Consider the following 16,287-nt stretch of genomic DNA (forward strand, 5'->3'; position numbering starts at 1 on the left):
GCTTTGATTAATCCTAAAATGAGAATATGAACTTCCCAAAAGAATTAAAGTACACTAAAGACCACGAGTGGGTAAAAATCGAAGGAGACATTGCCACTATTGGTGTTACGGAATTTGCCCAGAGAGAATTGGGTGACATTGTTTATGTCGAAGTAGAAACTGTTGGTGAAACTATCGGGACCGGAGAAGTGTTCGGTACAGTAGAGGCAGTAAAAACCGTATCTGACCTTTTTATGCCTTTAGAAGGTGAAATTACCGAATTCAATGAAGAACTAGAAGGTTCTCCTGAATTGGTCAATGAGTCTCCATATGAAGATGGATGGATGATCAAAGTGAAGTTTGAAAAGGAATTGCCTTCCGATTTACTTTCGGCTGAAGAATACGCTGAACTAGTAGGTGAATAAAGGCAAAAAATTTAGCGAAAGATACCTGCCTGCCATTTTATGGTTGGTTTTACTGTTGGCATTGATTTTATCACCTGGAGATAAACTGCCAAGTGCGGCTAAAATCCCAGGATTGGATAAGGTCGCCCACTTCAGCTTATTCGCAGGGCTCTTGCTCCTGTGGAACAGGGCTTTAAATAGCAGAGATAAAAAGTTCACGAAACAAATATTTATCACTAATTATTTAGTTTTTGGAATTATTTTTGCTATCTTAGTAGAAGTGATCCAACAAATGGTTCCAAATAGGGCCTTTGACTTGTTGGACATAGTAGCGAATCTCAGTGGAAGCTTCGTGGGTACCGTTTGTTTTTATATTTTGTACAGGAAGAAAAGTAAGCTTGTATAAATAAAAATAAATGGTTAGAATTGTTATCGCTAAATTAGAGCAAAAATTATTAACCTTTATATGAGTATTAATTATGGAAGCTAAAAAGACACCAAAAGCTGATTTGACCAAGAAGTCAGGGATGTTCCTGAATCTGGGTCTATTGATCAGCGTTGGTCTTACGCTGTTTGCTTTCGAATACAAGTCATACGAATCAGGAGCACTGATGGACTTGGGAACAGTGGAAGACGATTTCGAGGAACTATTGGACATTCCGATTACGGAACAGCCACCTCCACCGCCTCCACCAGTAGAGCAGCCAATCATCGAGGAAATCCCTGATGAAGTGGAGATTGAAGAAAAAATCGAGGTAAACTTCGACGTTGATGTGCAGGAAGAAACAGTGATCAAGGAAGTTGTGATTGCGGATGCCCCTGTTGTTGAAAAAGCCGACGAAATCTTTGACGTGGTGGAAACCATGCCTACCCCTCCAGGTGGAATGGAAGGTTGGAACAAGTACTTGAGCAAAAACTTGAAGTACCCAACTCAAGCAAGAAGAATGGGGATCGAAGGTACTGTATACGTAGTCTTTGTAGTTAATACTGATGGCTCTATCCAAGACGTTGATATCCTTAGAGGTATCGGTGGTGGATGTGATGAAGAAGCCATGAGAGTAGTTAGAAATGCCCCAGCATGGGAACCTGGAAAACAAAGAGGTAGACCAGTTAGGGTAAAAATGAGATTACCGATCAGGTTCAAACTGAGCTAATCATTAGTAAACTGATAAAATATAAAACAGGCTGTCAAAATTGACAGCCTGTTTTTTTTGTCTACTTTTTAAATTAAGTCTCTCATAGAAGTAAGAAGGATCAGTCCTAAAAGTTGAGAGGGATATGAATATTTCCATTGCGATATACTTACTTAACAATCACTCAATTTTATTTGACAACAGACAAACAAAGATGTTTTATCAATCCAATACAAAAATGAAGTTCAAAAGTATTTTTAAGGTAGTCAATCAATAAAGCTTGCAATTGATTAACCTACCCCTTTCAATAAATATGATTTAATCTCAAAAAAGACACTAGAAAAATCACACGAAACCAGCTAGCAAAATAAAGCTCTCAAATAGAAGCATCAACCTGAGTAAGGCAAAAGCAATTAACCATTCCCACTCCATTCAACTCCTCCCCTTTATCTCAATTCGCAGCACTTTTCACCTCTTGATTTAAAATATATTATTAAACTATTTAATTAGTTTTATAACTAAATATTTCTATATTAGTAGAATAATATTGAGCAAAAATAACTGTAGCCAATTTTCCGGAAAAAATTGCAGGTACAAGCCCTGTTCGAATGTACATCAGCATAGAGACCTGAGGTTTGGTAAAAGAATTTTACATGATTAAATACTATAAACCCACATGATTTATGGAAGCAAAAAAAAATCCAGAAGCGGACTTGACTAATAAGTATGGATTGTTCCTCAATATTGGTCTGTTAATAAGTATGGGGCTGGCACTGGCCGCGTTCGAGTTCAAAACTTATGAATCAACGATAATATCAGAATTAGACCCATCAGGCGATGAGTTTGATAAAATCCTTGACATCCCCATCACTGTTCAGCAACTTCCTCCACCTCCTGTCAAAGTGGAACAACCTGAAATAGAGGAAGTACCTAACGAGGAGGAAATCATCGATAAAATCGAAGTTGTATTCCTAGATGAATATCCAGAAGAAGTAGCCGTTGAGGATTTCATTGTTAATACACCTCCAATAAAGGAAGAGGCGGATGAGATCAAAGACTTTGCAGAACATATGCCCGAGCCACCGGGTGGTATGGAAGGTTGGGCCAAATACCTGAACAAAAACCTCAAGTATCCCTCACAGGCCAGGAGAATGGGGATTCAAGGCACCGTGTTTGTGGCATTTGTAGTAAATACTGACGGCACTATTCAAGACGTGAGTATATTACGTGGTGTAGATGGTGGATGCAGTGAGGAGGCCGTCCGGGTGGTCGGCAATGCTCCAAATTGGAAACCAGGAAGACAAGGAGGCCGGCCCGTGAGGGTCAAAATGAGATTGCCCATCCGATTTAAATTAAATTAATTTTCAGTATTCATTTTAGGGGATAGCCAAGAATAACTATCCCCTTTTCCTATCTACAAGGCTCACAACTAAAATTTCCTTTATTGGGAACGAATTTTGTATTACATTTGTCATCTTTAAGATATGGGGCTGACCGGTTTTGACAGTAGGTGTGAAGATTGGGCCAGCATGTCGGGTGGAGCATGTACGCCCGTGAATAATTCATGCGAACTATAATTGGCGAATCTAATTACGCCATGGCTGCCTAATCAAACCCATTAGGGATTGATACTGCTTAAAGGGTTGAGTCCGCCGAGGCGGATTCCCCGGCCACATCCCGCAGCTCTCTGACTTGACAGAGCTGATTCTGGGGTGTCGACTTGTCAGGTCTAGCGCTAGAGATGCTATTAATCCAGTGCGAAATTTAAATAGCTAAGCCCAAAGGTAGCTGTGTCACCCAGCAGCCCTGGGACGAAAACCCAACAGGTGACTAAACATGTAGACGGTACAATGTTTCCCTATCTGGACCAGGGTTCGAATCCCTGCAGCTCCACACCATAGAAACGAGGCAAATTTTCGCCTCGTTTTTTATTTAAAAAACAAAAACATATAAATAAAACTCTATTTTAATATAGTATAACGTTTACATCCTTATAATTTCACGAGCCTCTGCCAATTTATACCAAAAACAATTTACTAACAATATCATTCAAAAAACTAACTATTTTTTTTAAAAGTTCGACTCTCTTCAGCTAACCTGAAGAGAGTCGAACCACATGTGAATTTCACTTTTTAAATATTTTTTTTCCACATCGATGGACATTTATATCAAAAGAAAAAACTAAACCATCCGTTCTTCCAATTGCCCCTTCCAAAGGATATATCCCTTTCTTGGATACGAATAATCATGGTTTAACCTACTGAAACTTTCCGGGGAGCTTTTTATAAAGGCTTGTCTTCCCTTATCTTTTATAAACTGAAGGTCCGATTCTACCTCATCCAGTCTTTTTCCAAGCAGGGATTGGGAAATTCCTCCTCCATTGACCATGATTTCCGTGTGCCATATATAGGTAGCCTCTTCCGTATCCAAGGTCTCTAAAATGATATGGTAAAATTTATTTCCTTTTAGTAGAAATACGAACGAGAAAGGTTTTAATATAAACCTTATTTTTAACAAGGAACCTTCGTGTTTTGATGCCAAGTACCTCAATTGTCTGAAATGCCTGTACTTTTCGTCTCCAATTAGGTTATTGATCAGTTGCTCTTCGGTCAAACGAGAGCCGGGAAATTGATTGGATTTTCTTAAATCTTCAAGATTAGAAGTAGCCCTATTGTCATTTTGATAATTTGGATCATTTTTAATTTCATCGATGGCAAACTGAAACCTGACACTCTCAACTGTATCTTGATTAATCTTTCCCAAGTCCTCGGATTCAGCTTTTTGGGCCACTAACATTCCATTTTCAAATTCAGCAAAAATCTCCACATTGGCATACTTCATTTTTAGTGACTTGGAGAAGTATGGTTTTAATACTTCCAACTCGGGACGGATGTATTCATTTTCAAGTTCAAATTCAATTTCTGTATTGAGTTCTTGCACAGAATAATTAAAGGCAATGCTGCCATACCTGAAATCCAGTTTATTCAATGCAATTTTAACCGTCTTGTCGATGGTGACAGAATTCATTTCTCCAGGTTCGCTTAGATCCATAAACAAGTCGGCTTCTTTCTTGAGTTTTCTATAATAGGTATTCCTCTTCAAAAACAAACGGTCAAGATAATCAACCAAATAATCCCGATAATCATATATCACAGGAGCCAGTTCGGAGCGCTGTACTCTCCCTATGTATTGGATAAGTTTGCCCTTGAAAGAAAAAGGATAGACCAAAAACAGCCTTGAAATGTTTTGCAAATCCACACCTTCCCCCATCAACTGTCCGGTAGTAATCAAGACCTGGAAATCTCCTCTGGATATCTGGCCCCATTTCTCCTTGCGGCTACGTTCATTATCTTCCCCACTCAAAGTGATTACTTCAAAAACCCCTTTCAAATAGTGGTTTAACGAAGCGATATGCTCTCTTCTTTCTGCAATAACCACTACACTTCCCCCTTTATTCACCTCTTTGATAACATCTTTGATGATGAGCTGATTTCTGGCTGAATCATTTACTAAAATCTTTGAAAGTGTCTCAAAGCTATCAGTTTTTGGATTAAACGGTATTTGCAAGGCGGTTTTCCTTACTTTCACCGTCGCCGGCCGATAGTTCTTGATTTCCTTGGTATCAATACTGGCAATTACATTTCCCAAATAAATAAAAATGAGCCTCCCATCATTTCCCTTTCTAAATGGTGTCGCCGTCAATCCATACAGGTAAAAAGTAGAGAGCCTGGACAAGGTATTCCGAAAACTCTCTGCTGATATGTGGTGGCATTCATCAATTATGACCGTACCGAATGTGTCATAATATTCACTTGATTCAGGTTTGTCCAAAAACTTGCCTAGGCTTTGGAACATTGCAACGCTTATTTTTTCACCGATTTTAGCACGCCCTTGTCCAATTCTTCCTATCTCAGCCTTCCTCAATCCCATAAAAGACTGGATCCTTTCCAGCCATTGTTCCATAAGTTGTTTCCGATGGACGATAATGAGAGTCGGCTGTTTCTTATTGGCTATTATCTGTAACCCTATTATTGTCTTTCCTGTGCCCGGAGGGGCTACAATAATCCCAAACTGCTTCTTTTCCACTGCAGAGACTGCTTTCTCCTGATGTTCCCTTAATTTAAAAGTGGTGTTAAAGGAGATTTTCGGTTGTAGTTTTCTTTCATCTTTAAATTCAAACGGAATGTTTTGGGCTGTACAAAACCTCACCAACTTACCCATAATACCCCTGGGGATGACAACCTCATTTTCAATTTCATCAATCAACCGGAAATGAGATGGTGTACCATGGGTGCTTCGTCCAACCTTCTTCTTTACGAAATAGACTGAATTGGAAAAATTCAGTTCTTCCTTTAAAAAATCAGTTAGCTCTGGTGTAATTGCAGACTTATTGAGTTGAATATTGTTATTCAGTTTGATAACCAACTTCCCTGAAGTAGTGAAATCGGAGGGGCTTGAACCATAGTCGACCAATGTTAATTCGTCATATAAGGCATCTAATCCGTCCACTGAAATCTTTTTGATGGATTTCAGGAAAGTCCACTGGTCCTGATATGGTTCCATATCATCATTCAGGAAACTACCATTTCCTTTTTCCAAAACGGCTTGATTTAGGGGAAGCGCAATTAAATTCCCAAGCCCTTTCCCTGATAGATAATCCTGATTTGGAAACAGCCGGTCAAAACTGGAAAACTTGTCAAATTCAGACATCGATCGGGATTCCTTTAGCAGATGGATAAGTATCCTTCTGCTTTTTCTCGCAGAATAAGGGTTATCGAAAAATATCCAAACATGTCCACCATTTCCGGATCTTGATCTTTCAAGATATGCAGGAATGCTTTTGGATTTACACTGCTCCATTACTTTTCTGCACTCCTCTTCCCAATTTTCCCCATCAAAATCAGCAGCAATAAACCATGAAGTATTGTCCTGTAAAAGTGGGTAAATACCGATTTGTTGTTCCCCCTTAAGGTGTTTCAGCATTTCAATGTCTGTTAACGGGATATATGTTTTGTTCTTATAGGTTTTGAATGTTCCCCCATTAAGTTTATGTCGCCGATACATATAAGGATCATAATGGTATGCGGGCATATATCCGCCCTTGGCTCCCTTATCCCAACGAACGGCGAAAACATCTGACCTACCTTTAAAGAGCCCATTGAATATTACCAGTTTATCTGATTCTGAATAAGTGATTTCAACATTCCCCATAAACTTCTTTGATAACCTTTTCAGTTTGCCAATCACTTCAAAAATCTTACATCATATAGATTTCAAGTGAGATGGTAAGTTAAGAAATCAAGATTGCTTTATTATTCTTTAAGCTTTTGGTTAATTTGTCTATCTATATCCATTCAAAAAGTCCTGCACAACTATCACAATAGAACAATGCCCTTAACAGATCAAATTCAACAAGGAGAGAGTAAAACGCTCGAATTAAAAGAAAGCCTTCCAAAAAATGAAAGTATCGCTAAAACAATAGTGGCTTTCTCAAACACAAGTGGCGGCAAACTGATCATTGGAGTGAATGATCAATTAAGCATCGTTGGCATTGATGACACCATGTTATTTGAAATACAGGATAAGATTGCATCGATTATTTCTGACAGTTGTTTCCCTGGGATTATTCCCGATATCTACAGTGTAAATATAGAACACAAACTTGTCTTGGTTATTGAAGTCGTACGTGGAAACCAAAAACCGTATTACCTAAAAAACAAAGGGCAAGAAGAAGGATGCTATATTAGAATTGGTGCTACCAACCGTCTTGCAGATCCTGCTACAATTGCAGAGCTTGAACGCCAAAAGCATCATATAAGCTATGATGAGGAAGTATATTACGATCTTGAACTCAATAAACTTGACTTGTCCCCTCTACTTGATAAATTCAAACATACTGGCAAACCTTTAAATAATGAGAAACTAGAAAACCTAAAACTGATAAAAACCTCCAATGACAAAATATATCCCTCAAATGCCTTAATGGTTATTCTAGGGAAATTTCCACATTGTACCATAAAGTGTGCCCGCTTTAAAGGGACTACCATGGAGACTTTTATTGATAAAAAGGAATATAGTGGGGATATTTTTACCGCTCTTGAAAACACCCAAAATTTTGTATTGAACCATATCAACCTCCAAGCCGAAATAAAAGGGCTATACAGGGATGAAAAATATGAAATTCCCGTGGTCGCCTTAAGGGAAGCTTTGGTCAATGCAATTGTTCATCGGGACTATGTCAACCAAGGCAGGGATATCAAAGTGGGGATTTATGATGATATTGTGAATATTGTATCGCCCGGTAGCTTGCCTAATAATATAACCATGGATGATATTTTTAATGGTCGTAGTGAAGTTCGCAACAGAGTACTGGCAAATGTATTTAAAGAGCTAGGTTTGATCGAGCAATGGGGAAGTGGCATCAACAGGATCATCAATGCTTGTAAAAACTATGGGCTTCAGTCCCCAATAATCCAAGAGAAGAATGACTATTTTGACATTGAATTTATTCGACCACAGATAACCGTATCCTCAAAGGAAAGTATTGAGCAAGACCAATCAATAAGACAGAATTACGAACGATTACGAACGATTACGAACGATTACGAACGATTAGATAAAGAAAAACGAACCATCCTTTTATACTTACTTGAAAAAGGAAAAATCTCAAGGAAAGAGGCTACAATCCTATTGGACTTAAAAAACACAAAAACCTACGAAATCCTCACTGAAATGGTGGGGCAAAATCTTATCAAAAAACAGGGAAAAGGAAGAGCCACTTATTATATGCTTAGTTGAATCGCCTTAGTGTCAAGTCAACGCTTAAATGACGGGTAAGGCGATAGGGGATTTTGGACTAGATCAAGGCACAAAAAAACGCTCTTCGCCGTAGCCAAGGAAGTATTTTTGTAACACAGAGATAGGCAAAAAGACTCACCGGATTACCCGTAGGTTTAGGTTTGACTTGACACTGGCTTTGAGTATTCTCTTTCTGATCTCAAATACCCGTCAAAAGCCTTAAATCCTCCACTAAGTGGTTCGAGTTTTCTCTTATCAGCTCCACACCAAAAGAGTAAGACGAAAAGATCGCCTTACTCTTTTTCACTTCCTTCCTCTCTTAACTAGTACAGTACCATACAGATATCTTGCACTTTTTAAGTAATTTTTCAACTTTTATAACATTAAACCCTAAAACTATGGCAACTCAATTTTCCATTCTTTTACAATCATCATTTTCTGGTGCTTTAGGTGCTGCATTGGTTTTGGCTATTCTCATTATTGCCGTTATTGTTTTGAGATTAATTGGTGCTTGGATGTTACGAATTAATGAGGTCATCGATCGTCAGGACCAAATCATACACGAACTCAGAAAGATAAATAATAGGTATGAGTGATAAAAACTGAGGCTAATACCATTCGCTAACGTTTACGAACGCTTAGAAAAAGAAAAGCAAACTATCCTATTATTCTTATTTGAAAAAAGAAAAATCCCAAGGAGAGAGGATGATAACTTATTAGGATTGAAAAACATCAAAACTTACAAAATTCTCACTGAAATGGTTGGCCAAAACCTCATTAAAAAAAGGGTAAAGGAAGAGCCATTTATTATGCACTTAGATGACTCTCCTAACTTTGATCACACTTTCTGATTTCATATATCCGCCAAAAGCCTAAAATCCTACACTAAATGGTTCGAATTTGCTCTTATCAGCTCCACCTGACGGCACAAATCCTCATTTTGAAATTTTGTGCCGTTCTTTTTAACATACATACCAATGCCAATCAAACAAATAAGACCAATCATTTTATTGATTTTTGGGGTTCGATAATTATTTTATTAAAACACCAATTTTTCACTAAAAGTCGAATTCAGCATTCTCTACTTGTCTTATAGATCCGATTTCGCATATAAATCACCTAAATTGGATTACCCTTAAATAGCTTTTCATCATCTCACTGATGTTTCTTTTCTGCTTTTCACGAACACTCACTAACTGAAGCTCCAATCGATCTATTGAATCAGGTTCTATTTCCCTTCCTTAAAATCATCAATATCAATCTTATCATTCAACAATTGCTGCCTAGCTTTTTTTAGCTTATTGCTCTCATTTTCAATTTTCTCCAATAAGGATTTCTTTTCATTTCCCCTATCATTCAATTTAGGAATAAGAATTTGAATTAATTCTTATTCCTAAATACTTTAACTTTTCCTCCCTCATGGAAAGGGAGCCAAATAATGCACTTTTCATAACTCCGTCCCCAGAATCATAATTTATAAAATAAAAGACCTACGGTTTAACTAGACAAAATCCACTATGTCTAATATTTTCTACTAAGTCCTTATCTCCCTTCTCATAAAGCAATAATAGGAAAAAGCAAAACACAATACGGTAGCAGCAATCAGTCCACTCAACTGAGGCCAGACAATCATCAAACTCTCCCTAAGAGGAAGGGGTGATGGTATTGCTCCTGCCATCTGCTCCATGGTGATTGGTCCTAAACTTCTTACTGAAGGCATTAATAACGTGGTAGTAGCGTCATTATAAAGCTGACTGGGTGCTAACCTTAAAAGATTTATTATAACCTTATTGAAACGGAACATTTCAATCTGCGACATTTCATTGGCTCCGGGAGCAAATGCCTTAACAGCAATATCGATGATGATTTGATAGAATACCGTAAAAAATAGCCAAATACCAATGGCAGTAATAGCAGATGTTGAGGCCTGTTTAAACAAAACGGACAAAAGAATAGAAACGCCTAACCAGAACCCAACATATACTGTGCATAAGACATTAAAACTTATTATTCTTAACACTTCTTCAGCCTCGATCATTACTCCAGTGATTATCATCCCGCCCCCAATCATCAAAAGAGACAGGCTGAACAACAAAGTGCTTACCAGGATCATGGAACCTACGAATTTTGACAGGAGTAAATTGTCCCGGTAAACCGGCTGTGCCAAAATCCTTGTCAAAGTTCCATTTTGCTGTTCGGAATTCATGGCATCAAACCCAAGGCTTATGCCCAACAATGGCCCCAAGAAATTAAGAAAGACATGAAAGGGAGGCAATGCCCCTTCAGTAGTCGTCAGTAGTTTTAGGTATAGGAAAAGTTGGTCAACATCTTTTACCTTAGTTACCACATCCCTTAAATTGGCCATCGATACAGCAGTAGCACCCCAAAATGTAAGGAGAATAAGCCCCAGTAAAATGATAAATCTCCAACTGCGAATATGTCCAGAGACTTCCTTCCTTACCATTACCCAAAAAGGATTGACAGGATTATTCAATGATTTTGTAAAATAATGTCTCTCAAATGAATTTATGATTGCTTTCATGGATATATTTCCTCCCTTATATTATTTTCAAAATACTTTTGGTAAATATCTTCCAGTCCATATTCTTTCTTTTGGACTCCAGTAACAGGGTAACCCTTTTCCACAAAAAACCTTACGATTTCAGGAGTTACATCCTCAACACTAGTAATTTCAATTTTTTTACCGTCCACTAATACATTTTGAATATAGCCTAACTGAAGTAATGCTGATTCCTCCCTCCATGGTATTTCAACCTCATCCTTTAAACTGATACATACTTCATGGGTTTTCTCAGAAAAAAGTTTCTTGGAAAGGTTGTCCAAATTTCCCTCTACTAAAAGCTGTCCTTTTACAAAAATGCCGACCCGATCACATACTTGCTGTACCTGATAAAGGTGGTGTGAAGAAAGTAATACCGTAAGTCCTCTTTCCCTACTCAATCTCCTTATCAGTGAAAGAAACTCTTTTACCCCACTTGGGTCAATTCCAAGCGTCGGTTCATCCAGAATAATAACCTGAGGCTTTTTAATAAGTACTTCAGCTAATCCCAAACGTTGCTTCATTCCCCTAGAATAGGCAGCTGTCTTTTTATGAATAGCATCCTCTGAAAGCCCGACAATATCCATAACCTCCAGCGCTCTTTCCTCCAGTTCATCAGTAGGAATCCCATTCAACTCCCCTATGTACATCAGGTTTTCCAAGGCTGTCATATTATCATAAAAGCCCACACTATCTGGCATATACCCCACATGTTTTTTCACTGATATGGGATCATTTGTTGAATTGTATCCACAAACATGAGCTGTCCCCTCAGTCGGTTCTGTTAAGCCCATTATCATAAGGATTGTAGTCGTCTTTCCAGCTCCATTCGGGCCCAAAAGACCAAATATTTCCCCCTTGTTGATGTTTAGGTTCAACTCATTGACAGCCTTGAAAGTACCATAGTGTTTTGTAAGGCCAGTTAACTTTATGATTTGCTGATCCATAACATTCCTATCTTCTTCCGAATTTTCGGATTAGCTGAAAAACAAAACCAATGGCAAGAAATATCACCAAAACTCCAATTCCTCCTGAAAGTATAGAGGTCTTTACCGTCATCCTATAGGTTGCAGAGCTTGTACTTGAAGCATTTTTTGCGGTAAACTTACTGACATAATCACCGGCCAAGGTTTTGTCAGGAACTATTAATGTAGCCACTACATCAGCTGTTTTACCGGGGTCAAGCTGCTTTAATTCCGAAGGTGAAAATGTGACATCCCAATTGGGGGGAGTCGTGGATGAAAGGGAGATTTCATTTAGGGGTAAAGATCCCGTGTTTTTCACCTTAAGGTGAATTTCAGCTTTTTTTCCTTCAGTGATTTCCCCGCTTAACCTACCTGTAGGAGTGCTGATTTCCAAATCATAAGCCCCTTCCACAACGGCCTCAAGTTCAAGTTCCAATGATTCATCATCGGAAACTGCATGTAATGGAATTTTATATTGATCTGGTTCTGCGCCATAAGCCGGCTTTACTTCCACACTAACGCTTTCAGATTTTCCTGGCTCCAATTTAATGGATGTCAGTTGGCTCCCCATGGCCTTGAACACTACTCTCCACCCCTCGGGAACTTCTGATTTCAATTCAAAACGCTGGGTTTTTCCTGAATTGTTTTGGAGTGTTGTTTGGTAACGAAAAGTCTCGTTAACCGGTGCTTCAATATTGATCAAACGTGCAGTAAATGAAGAACCTGAATCGCTGTTTTCTGCCCATACAATCAAGGGAGAAAGAGCCAATACAAAAATAACAAATAGCGACAATAAACTGCATAGGCCCCCGCTGAGGCTACTTTTGCAAACTTTTACTACTGACATAATATAAATAAGTGAAATTTATAAGTTAAATAAATAAAGTTAAATCCTTGCCTATTTATTGTATGATAGTACTTTAGAAATACGGCTTCAATAATAAAATTGAAGGAAAAAATTTACAAGACACTTAACATTTTTTAACAAACGTACATTAGCCTTTGACCACTTAATCAACCGAAAAATTCATCTAAAAGATCACCAAAAAACTCCTGAATCAAATTACCTATTTTAAGGTTACGATACGACCATATTATCCTTAATAATATCCCATATTCTGAGATCGTAATATCCTAATAATAACACCAAAAGGCTGCAAATCCCAAGATCCTTTCCACCAACTACAGAGGCTAAAAAGATGGTCAATTCATTTAGCTGTTATTATTCAATAACATGAAAACAAAAACTAACCTGAAAAACCAGGTCTACTAAACTATTAAATAAACGAATTCTGAAAAATGTAATCAAAAAAATGGCAGGGAGGCTAAACTCACTACCATTTGTTAATCAAATCATTAAACCCAACGGGCTCTGTATACCTTCATTTCTGGAAATGCAATTTTCATTTCAGGACGATCAAAACTTTACCGTCCTACAAACCTAACTCCCAGACTCTACCCTATTTGTACTTCAAACTTCTCACAACCTTACCAAGGTCTATAGCAACCCTATACCAAAGCTAGGGCAAAGCTATATCAAAGCTGGGGTAAAGCTGGGGTAAAGCTGGGATTACCCTGCCACCTAGGTCAATGTTTTTTACAAGAAGTACAATTTTAAGAAACCTATTAATTATATTATTCTATTTAAGACTTTATGTGAACTAAGTAATACTTCACACTCCAAACTACAGTAAGGATAAAGCAGTATTTGGCCTTTCACCAAAAGTTTCTGTTGACCCAGATCCAATTGGTTCAGGAAATTCCATATGTTACTTCAATTTAAAAGGACATTTTTGATCAAGAAGCCTAAAGTACAATAAATAGCCGTATCAATTGAAGGCTTCCTCTAGCATATTTGGCGGACCGAAACTAAAGGAAAGACCTAAAGCAGCCCAAAAAAAGGCCAGTAGATACTGACCTGTTACTTATATTACCTCCTTACGCTTTGAAGGTTTTAGAGAAACACCATCGTGTTGCCTTTTGGCTTGACCGGTCAATAAACGGTCGGTTCGAAAAAACTTATTATTGGCCCACTGTTTTAACACAAAAGCCTCCTCTTTGCTCAAATTGGATAAGGCCTTATGGTATTCCTTTTCCCAAATAGAGGAATCAAAACTCACCTTATCCAAAATCAATTTGTAATACTCTAAATAAGATGTTTTCATAACTATAAAAGTTAAGGTTCTTTAATCTTTTATCAACCCTAATTTAAAAAAAACGGAACTTTCAGTCAACTATGTCTTATCAGCAGGATAATTAATTTAAAAGGCAAATTGTGCAATAAGGTCTGGCTGTATTCAACTCGATATGATCTAGAGATTTGAATCATTGATTAAAGTAAATAATAATCACTTGATCAGGTGCCCCTTTAAGGATTCTACATCAATACCCGAAGGCAACCCTTGAGGAAACCTACAATACTCCGAAATAGTGGAAAGGTCAATGATCTCACCCGGATAGGTTTTAATTTCCCCTTTTCTTCCGGATTCAATTAATGTTGCTAAACCTCCTGTCCCTAATGTTACGAGTCCAAGTGCAGCAAACTCTCCTGAATAATCTGAATGGGCAACTATACCTATTAAAGCAGGAATGGTCAAAATAGCCGTTGCTTTCAGGTATTTGTCAGCTGCATTTCTTGTGATAATAAATTTAACTTGCTTGATATGCTTTAGGGAAACTTTCTCCACATTTACAGCTCCCAAAATAAGGAGCGTATCTTCCGAAACAGCCAATGCTTCTCCAATAACTACTCTTTCAGAAACAGTCATCAATTCAGCATAAGATCCATATGGATTCATTTTGATCTGTTTGCGCGTGGAAGGAATAATTTTCCGGTACATTTTATCATGACAAGAAAAAAACAAGCTGCTTGCCAGTATCAGGAGGCATAGATTGTAAAGTTTCATTGTTCAACGAATTTACTTGACCAAAAAAGTTCCTCCATAATAGGCTCCACCAACTTATACTTAGAGGCCATTTCCTTAAGCCATTTCCGGGGAGAGAGGAACATCATCCTAACCATGTCTGGATCTTCTTCTCTCAGCCAGTCCTCCCGCATCCATTCAACATAATACCCTTCTGATCTCAAAAAAAGTTCTACATTCTTGTTATTGGGCATCCTGAATTTTAAAGTATCCGTTGCTCCGGGTAAATTCACCAAGTATGATGACCTATCCTTAAGCTTAGCGAGAAGCTGCAAGTCATTAGAACCGTTGTGAATTAACTCCATTGGAGTTAGGATCAAAGGATCCACAGACTCGATAATATTAACAATACCCACTTCGTCGATTCGCCATAAACCCTTGACCATTGTAAGGCGGATTTGATCTACTGTGCCACTAACTTCTATAGGAAGCAAATGTGTATCAGATACTATCGGCCCAGATTCATTTACTTCTCCCAGCCTGTGCCATTTTCCATTTATCCTTGCTTCTACTTCAATACCTCCTAGCATGTCCATTATAGAGACGGGTACCCGATGGCCTCTGGAAACTTCTTTTTCATAGGTAGCGAGCAAACTTCCGGCACCAGATCCCATATAGGCAATTGATTGATAAAAAAGAAAAGTGGTTAACAATGATTGACGATTGGTTATTACCACACCTAAAGATTCTGCTGACTGTGGACTTATATTTAGTGTCATCGTTTCCTTTTTACTTAAGTCATCAGGGTCACTTTCTGAAAAATATTCACTTCCATCAAGATCTATTAGCTTTTGGATCCATTCACTGTGATCTGGGTTTAGTATTCTCAAAATATCTGAAACCTTATAAAACCCGGAGCTTGTTTGCATCACTTTTTCCTTGCCCATCACAGGGAAAGCTAAAATGTCAATATTACGGATATAATGAGTTTCGTAAGCCTCGTTTTTAACCACCAAAGAAATAATGGAATCTGTTGGATCAATGTCCAAATAATCACAATCTATCGACTCCAGGCTTTTTGCTATGCTGGATGAGAACCCTTCTGCTTGTATTTTTAGCGAATCATTCTCCACAGAATAAAAGGTGGGACATGAACCAAAACAAGCCTTTGGATCCAACAAACATGGTACTGTGGTCACACCTAATATGGTAGGGAACGTCATCAGTAAAGGTGAAATCAAATTCACCCCTTCAGGATCATTGGTTTCGGCCAAAAGACAATCGTCAAAAGAAACATCCGACTCAAAGAATTTGGTTCGGGATTTTCGATTGGACTCATATTGATAGCCCTTTCCTGTGACTCTATGATGAACAGTGTCCAATTTCCAGGATTTAAACACCACTAATCCTCCATCTTTTAGATGTAATTTCAAATAAGAATTTTGTTGAAGGTCGGACTCTTCAGGTAGGTCGTAAGATCGATACACCCGCTTAATACTGCCAATTTTGGAGCTACAAGAAGTGAGAATAATTATGGCTATTAACAAGAACACCCGCATAACTAAAGTTACCTAATTTTAGGCA

Annotated in this window: 13 protein-coding genes and 1 other RNA gene; 7 read left to right on the forward strand and 7 right to left on the reverse strand. The window is 38.1% G+C overall.

Annotated elements, in window-relative coordinates; genetic code table 11:
• Nucleotides 1–26: 26 nt before the first annotated feature.
• The 5 genes from gcvH to ssrA all read left to right on the forward strand — a co-directional run bounded on the left by gcvH (nucleotide 27) and on the right by ssrA (nucleotide 3,412).
• Entirely contained in the window at nucleotides 27–404 is a 378-nt protein-coding gene (gcvH, locus tag IFO69_RS14790; RefSeq protein WP_192010904.1) for a glycine cleavage system protein GcvH, read from the forward strand.
• The gene (locus IFO69_RS14795) at nucleotides 397–789 is read left to right on the forward strand and encodes a VanZ family protein (RefSeq protein ID WP_317173471.1); all 393 of its coding nucleotides are present in this window, start codon (nucleotides 397–399) and stop codon (nucleotides 787–789) included. The genes gcvH and IFO69_RS14795 overlap by 8 nt, the downstream gene beginning before the upstream one ends.
• A gap of 73 nt (nucleotides 790–862) precedes the next feature.
• Nucleotides 863–1,537 carry an energy transducer TonB gene (locus IFO69_RS14800; RefSeq protein ID WP_192010905.1) on the forward strand — a complete coding sequence of 225 codons (675 nt, stop codon included), beginning with the start codon at nucleotides 863–865 and terminating at the stop codon, nucleotides 1,535–1,537.
• 662 nt (nucleotides 1,538–2,199) lie between these two features.
• Nucleotides 2,200–2,877, forward strand: a complete 678-nt coding sequence (locus tag IFO69_RS14805; RefSeq protein WP_192010906.1) for an energy transducer TonB — start codon at nucleotides 2,200–2,202, stop codon at nucleotides 2,875–2,877.
• A 125-nt stretch (nucleotides 2,878–3,002) separates the two neighbouring features.
• Nucleotides 3,003–3,412, forward strand: a transfer-messenger RNA (tmRNA) gene (gene ssrA, locus IFO69_RS14810).
• Nucleotides 3,413–3,697: 285 nt separating this feature from the next.
• On the opposite strand, the gene IFO69_RS14815 is transcribed toward ssrA, so the two are convergent.
• On the reverse strand, nucleotides 3,698–6,727 hold the full coding sequence (locus IFO69_RS14815) for a TOTE conflict system archaeo-eukaryotic primase domain-containing protein (protein WP_192010907.1): 3,030 nt from the start codon (nucleotides 6,725–6,727) through the stop codon (nucleotides 3,698–3,700).
• 177 nt (nucleotides 6,728–6,904) lie between these two features.
• On the opposite strand from IFO69_RS14815, the gene IFO69_RS14820 reads away from it, so the two are divergent.
• The gene (locus IFO69_RS14820; protein WP_192010908.1) at nucleotides 6,905–8,314 is read left to right on the forward strand and encodes an RNA-binding domain-containing protein; all 1,410 of its coding nucleotides are present in this window, start codon (nucleotides 6,905–6,907) and stop codon (nucleotides 8,312–8,314) included.
• Between the two features lie 398 nt (nucleotides 8,315–8,712).
• Complete coding sequence (locus IFO69_RS14825) at nucleotides 8,713–8,910, forward strand: hypothetical protein (protein ID WP_192010909.1); 198 nt, start codon at nucleotides 8,713–8,715, stop codon at nucleotides 8,908–8,910.
• A 938-nt stretch (nucleotides 8,911–9,848) separates the two neighbouring features.
• Here the strand turns inward: IFO69_RS14825 and IFO69_RS14830 are convergent.
• The 6 genes from IFO69_RS14830 to IFO69_RS14855 all read right to left on the reverse strand — a co-directional run bounded on the left by IFO69_RS14830 (nucleotide 9,849) and on the right by IFO69_RS14855 (nucleotide 16,136).
• Nucleotides 9,849–10,856: an ABC transporter permease gene (locus IFO69_RS14830; RefSeq protein WP_192010910.1), complete on the reverse strand. Its 1,008-nt coding sequence runs from the start codon at nucleotides 10,854–10,856 to the stop codon at nucleotides 9,849–9,851.
• Nucleotides 10,853–11,821: an ABC transporter ATP-binding protein gene (locus tag IFO69_RS14835; RefSeq protein WP_192010911.1), complete on the reverse strand. Its 969-nt coding sequence runs from the start codon at nucleotides 11,819–11,821 to the stop codon at nucleotides 10,853–10,855. The genes IFO69_RS14830 and IFO69_RS14835 overlap by 4 nt, the downstream gene beginning before the upstream one ends.
• Before the next feature lie 7 nt (nucleotides 11,822–11,828).
• Nucleotides 11,829–12,686, reverse strand: a complete 858-nt coding sequence (locus IFO69_RS14840; protein WP_192010912.1) for a COG1470 family protein — start codon at nucleotides 12,684–12,686, stop codon at nucleotides 11,829–11,831.
• Nucleotides 12,687–13,764: 1,078 nt separating this feature from the next.
• Nucleotides 13,765–14,004, reverse strand: a complete 240-nt coding sequence (locus IFO69_RS14845) for a hypothetical protein (protein WP_192010913.1) — start codon at nucleotides 14,002–14,004, stop codon at nucleotides 13,765–13,767.
• Between the two features lie 183 nt (nucleotides 14,005–14,187).
• Entirely contained in the window at nucleotides 14,188–14,637 is a 450-nt protein-coding gene (locus IFO69_RS14850) for a hypothetical protein (protein ID WP_192010914.1), read from the reverse strand.
• 104 nt (nucleotides 14,638–14,741) lie between these two features.
• The gene (locus IFO69_RS14855) at nucleotides 14,742–16,136 is read right to left on the reverse strand and encodes a hypothetical protein (protein ID WP_192010915.1); all 1,395 of its coding nucleotides are present in this window, start codon (nucleotides 16,134–16,136) and stop codon (nucleotides 14,742–14,744) included.
• Nucleotides 16,137–16,287 lie beyond the last annotated feature (151 nt).

It is taken from the genome of Echinicola arenosa (assembly GCF_014841125.1).
Lineage (GTDB): Bacteria > Bacteroidota > Bacteroidia > Cytophagales > Cyclobacteriaceae > Echinicola > Echinicola arenosa.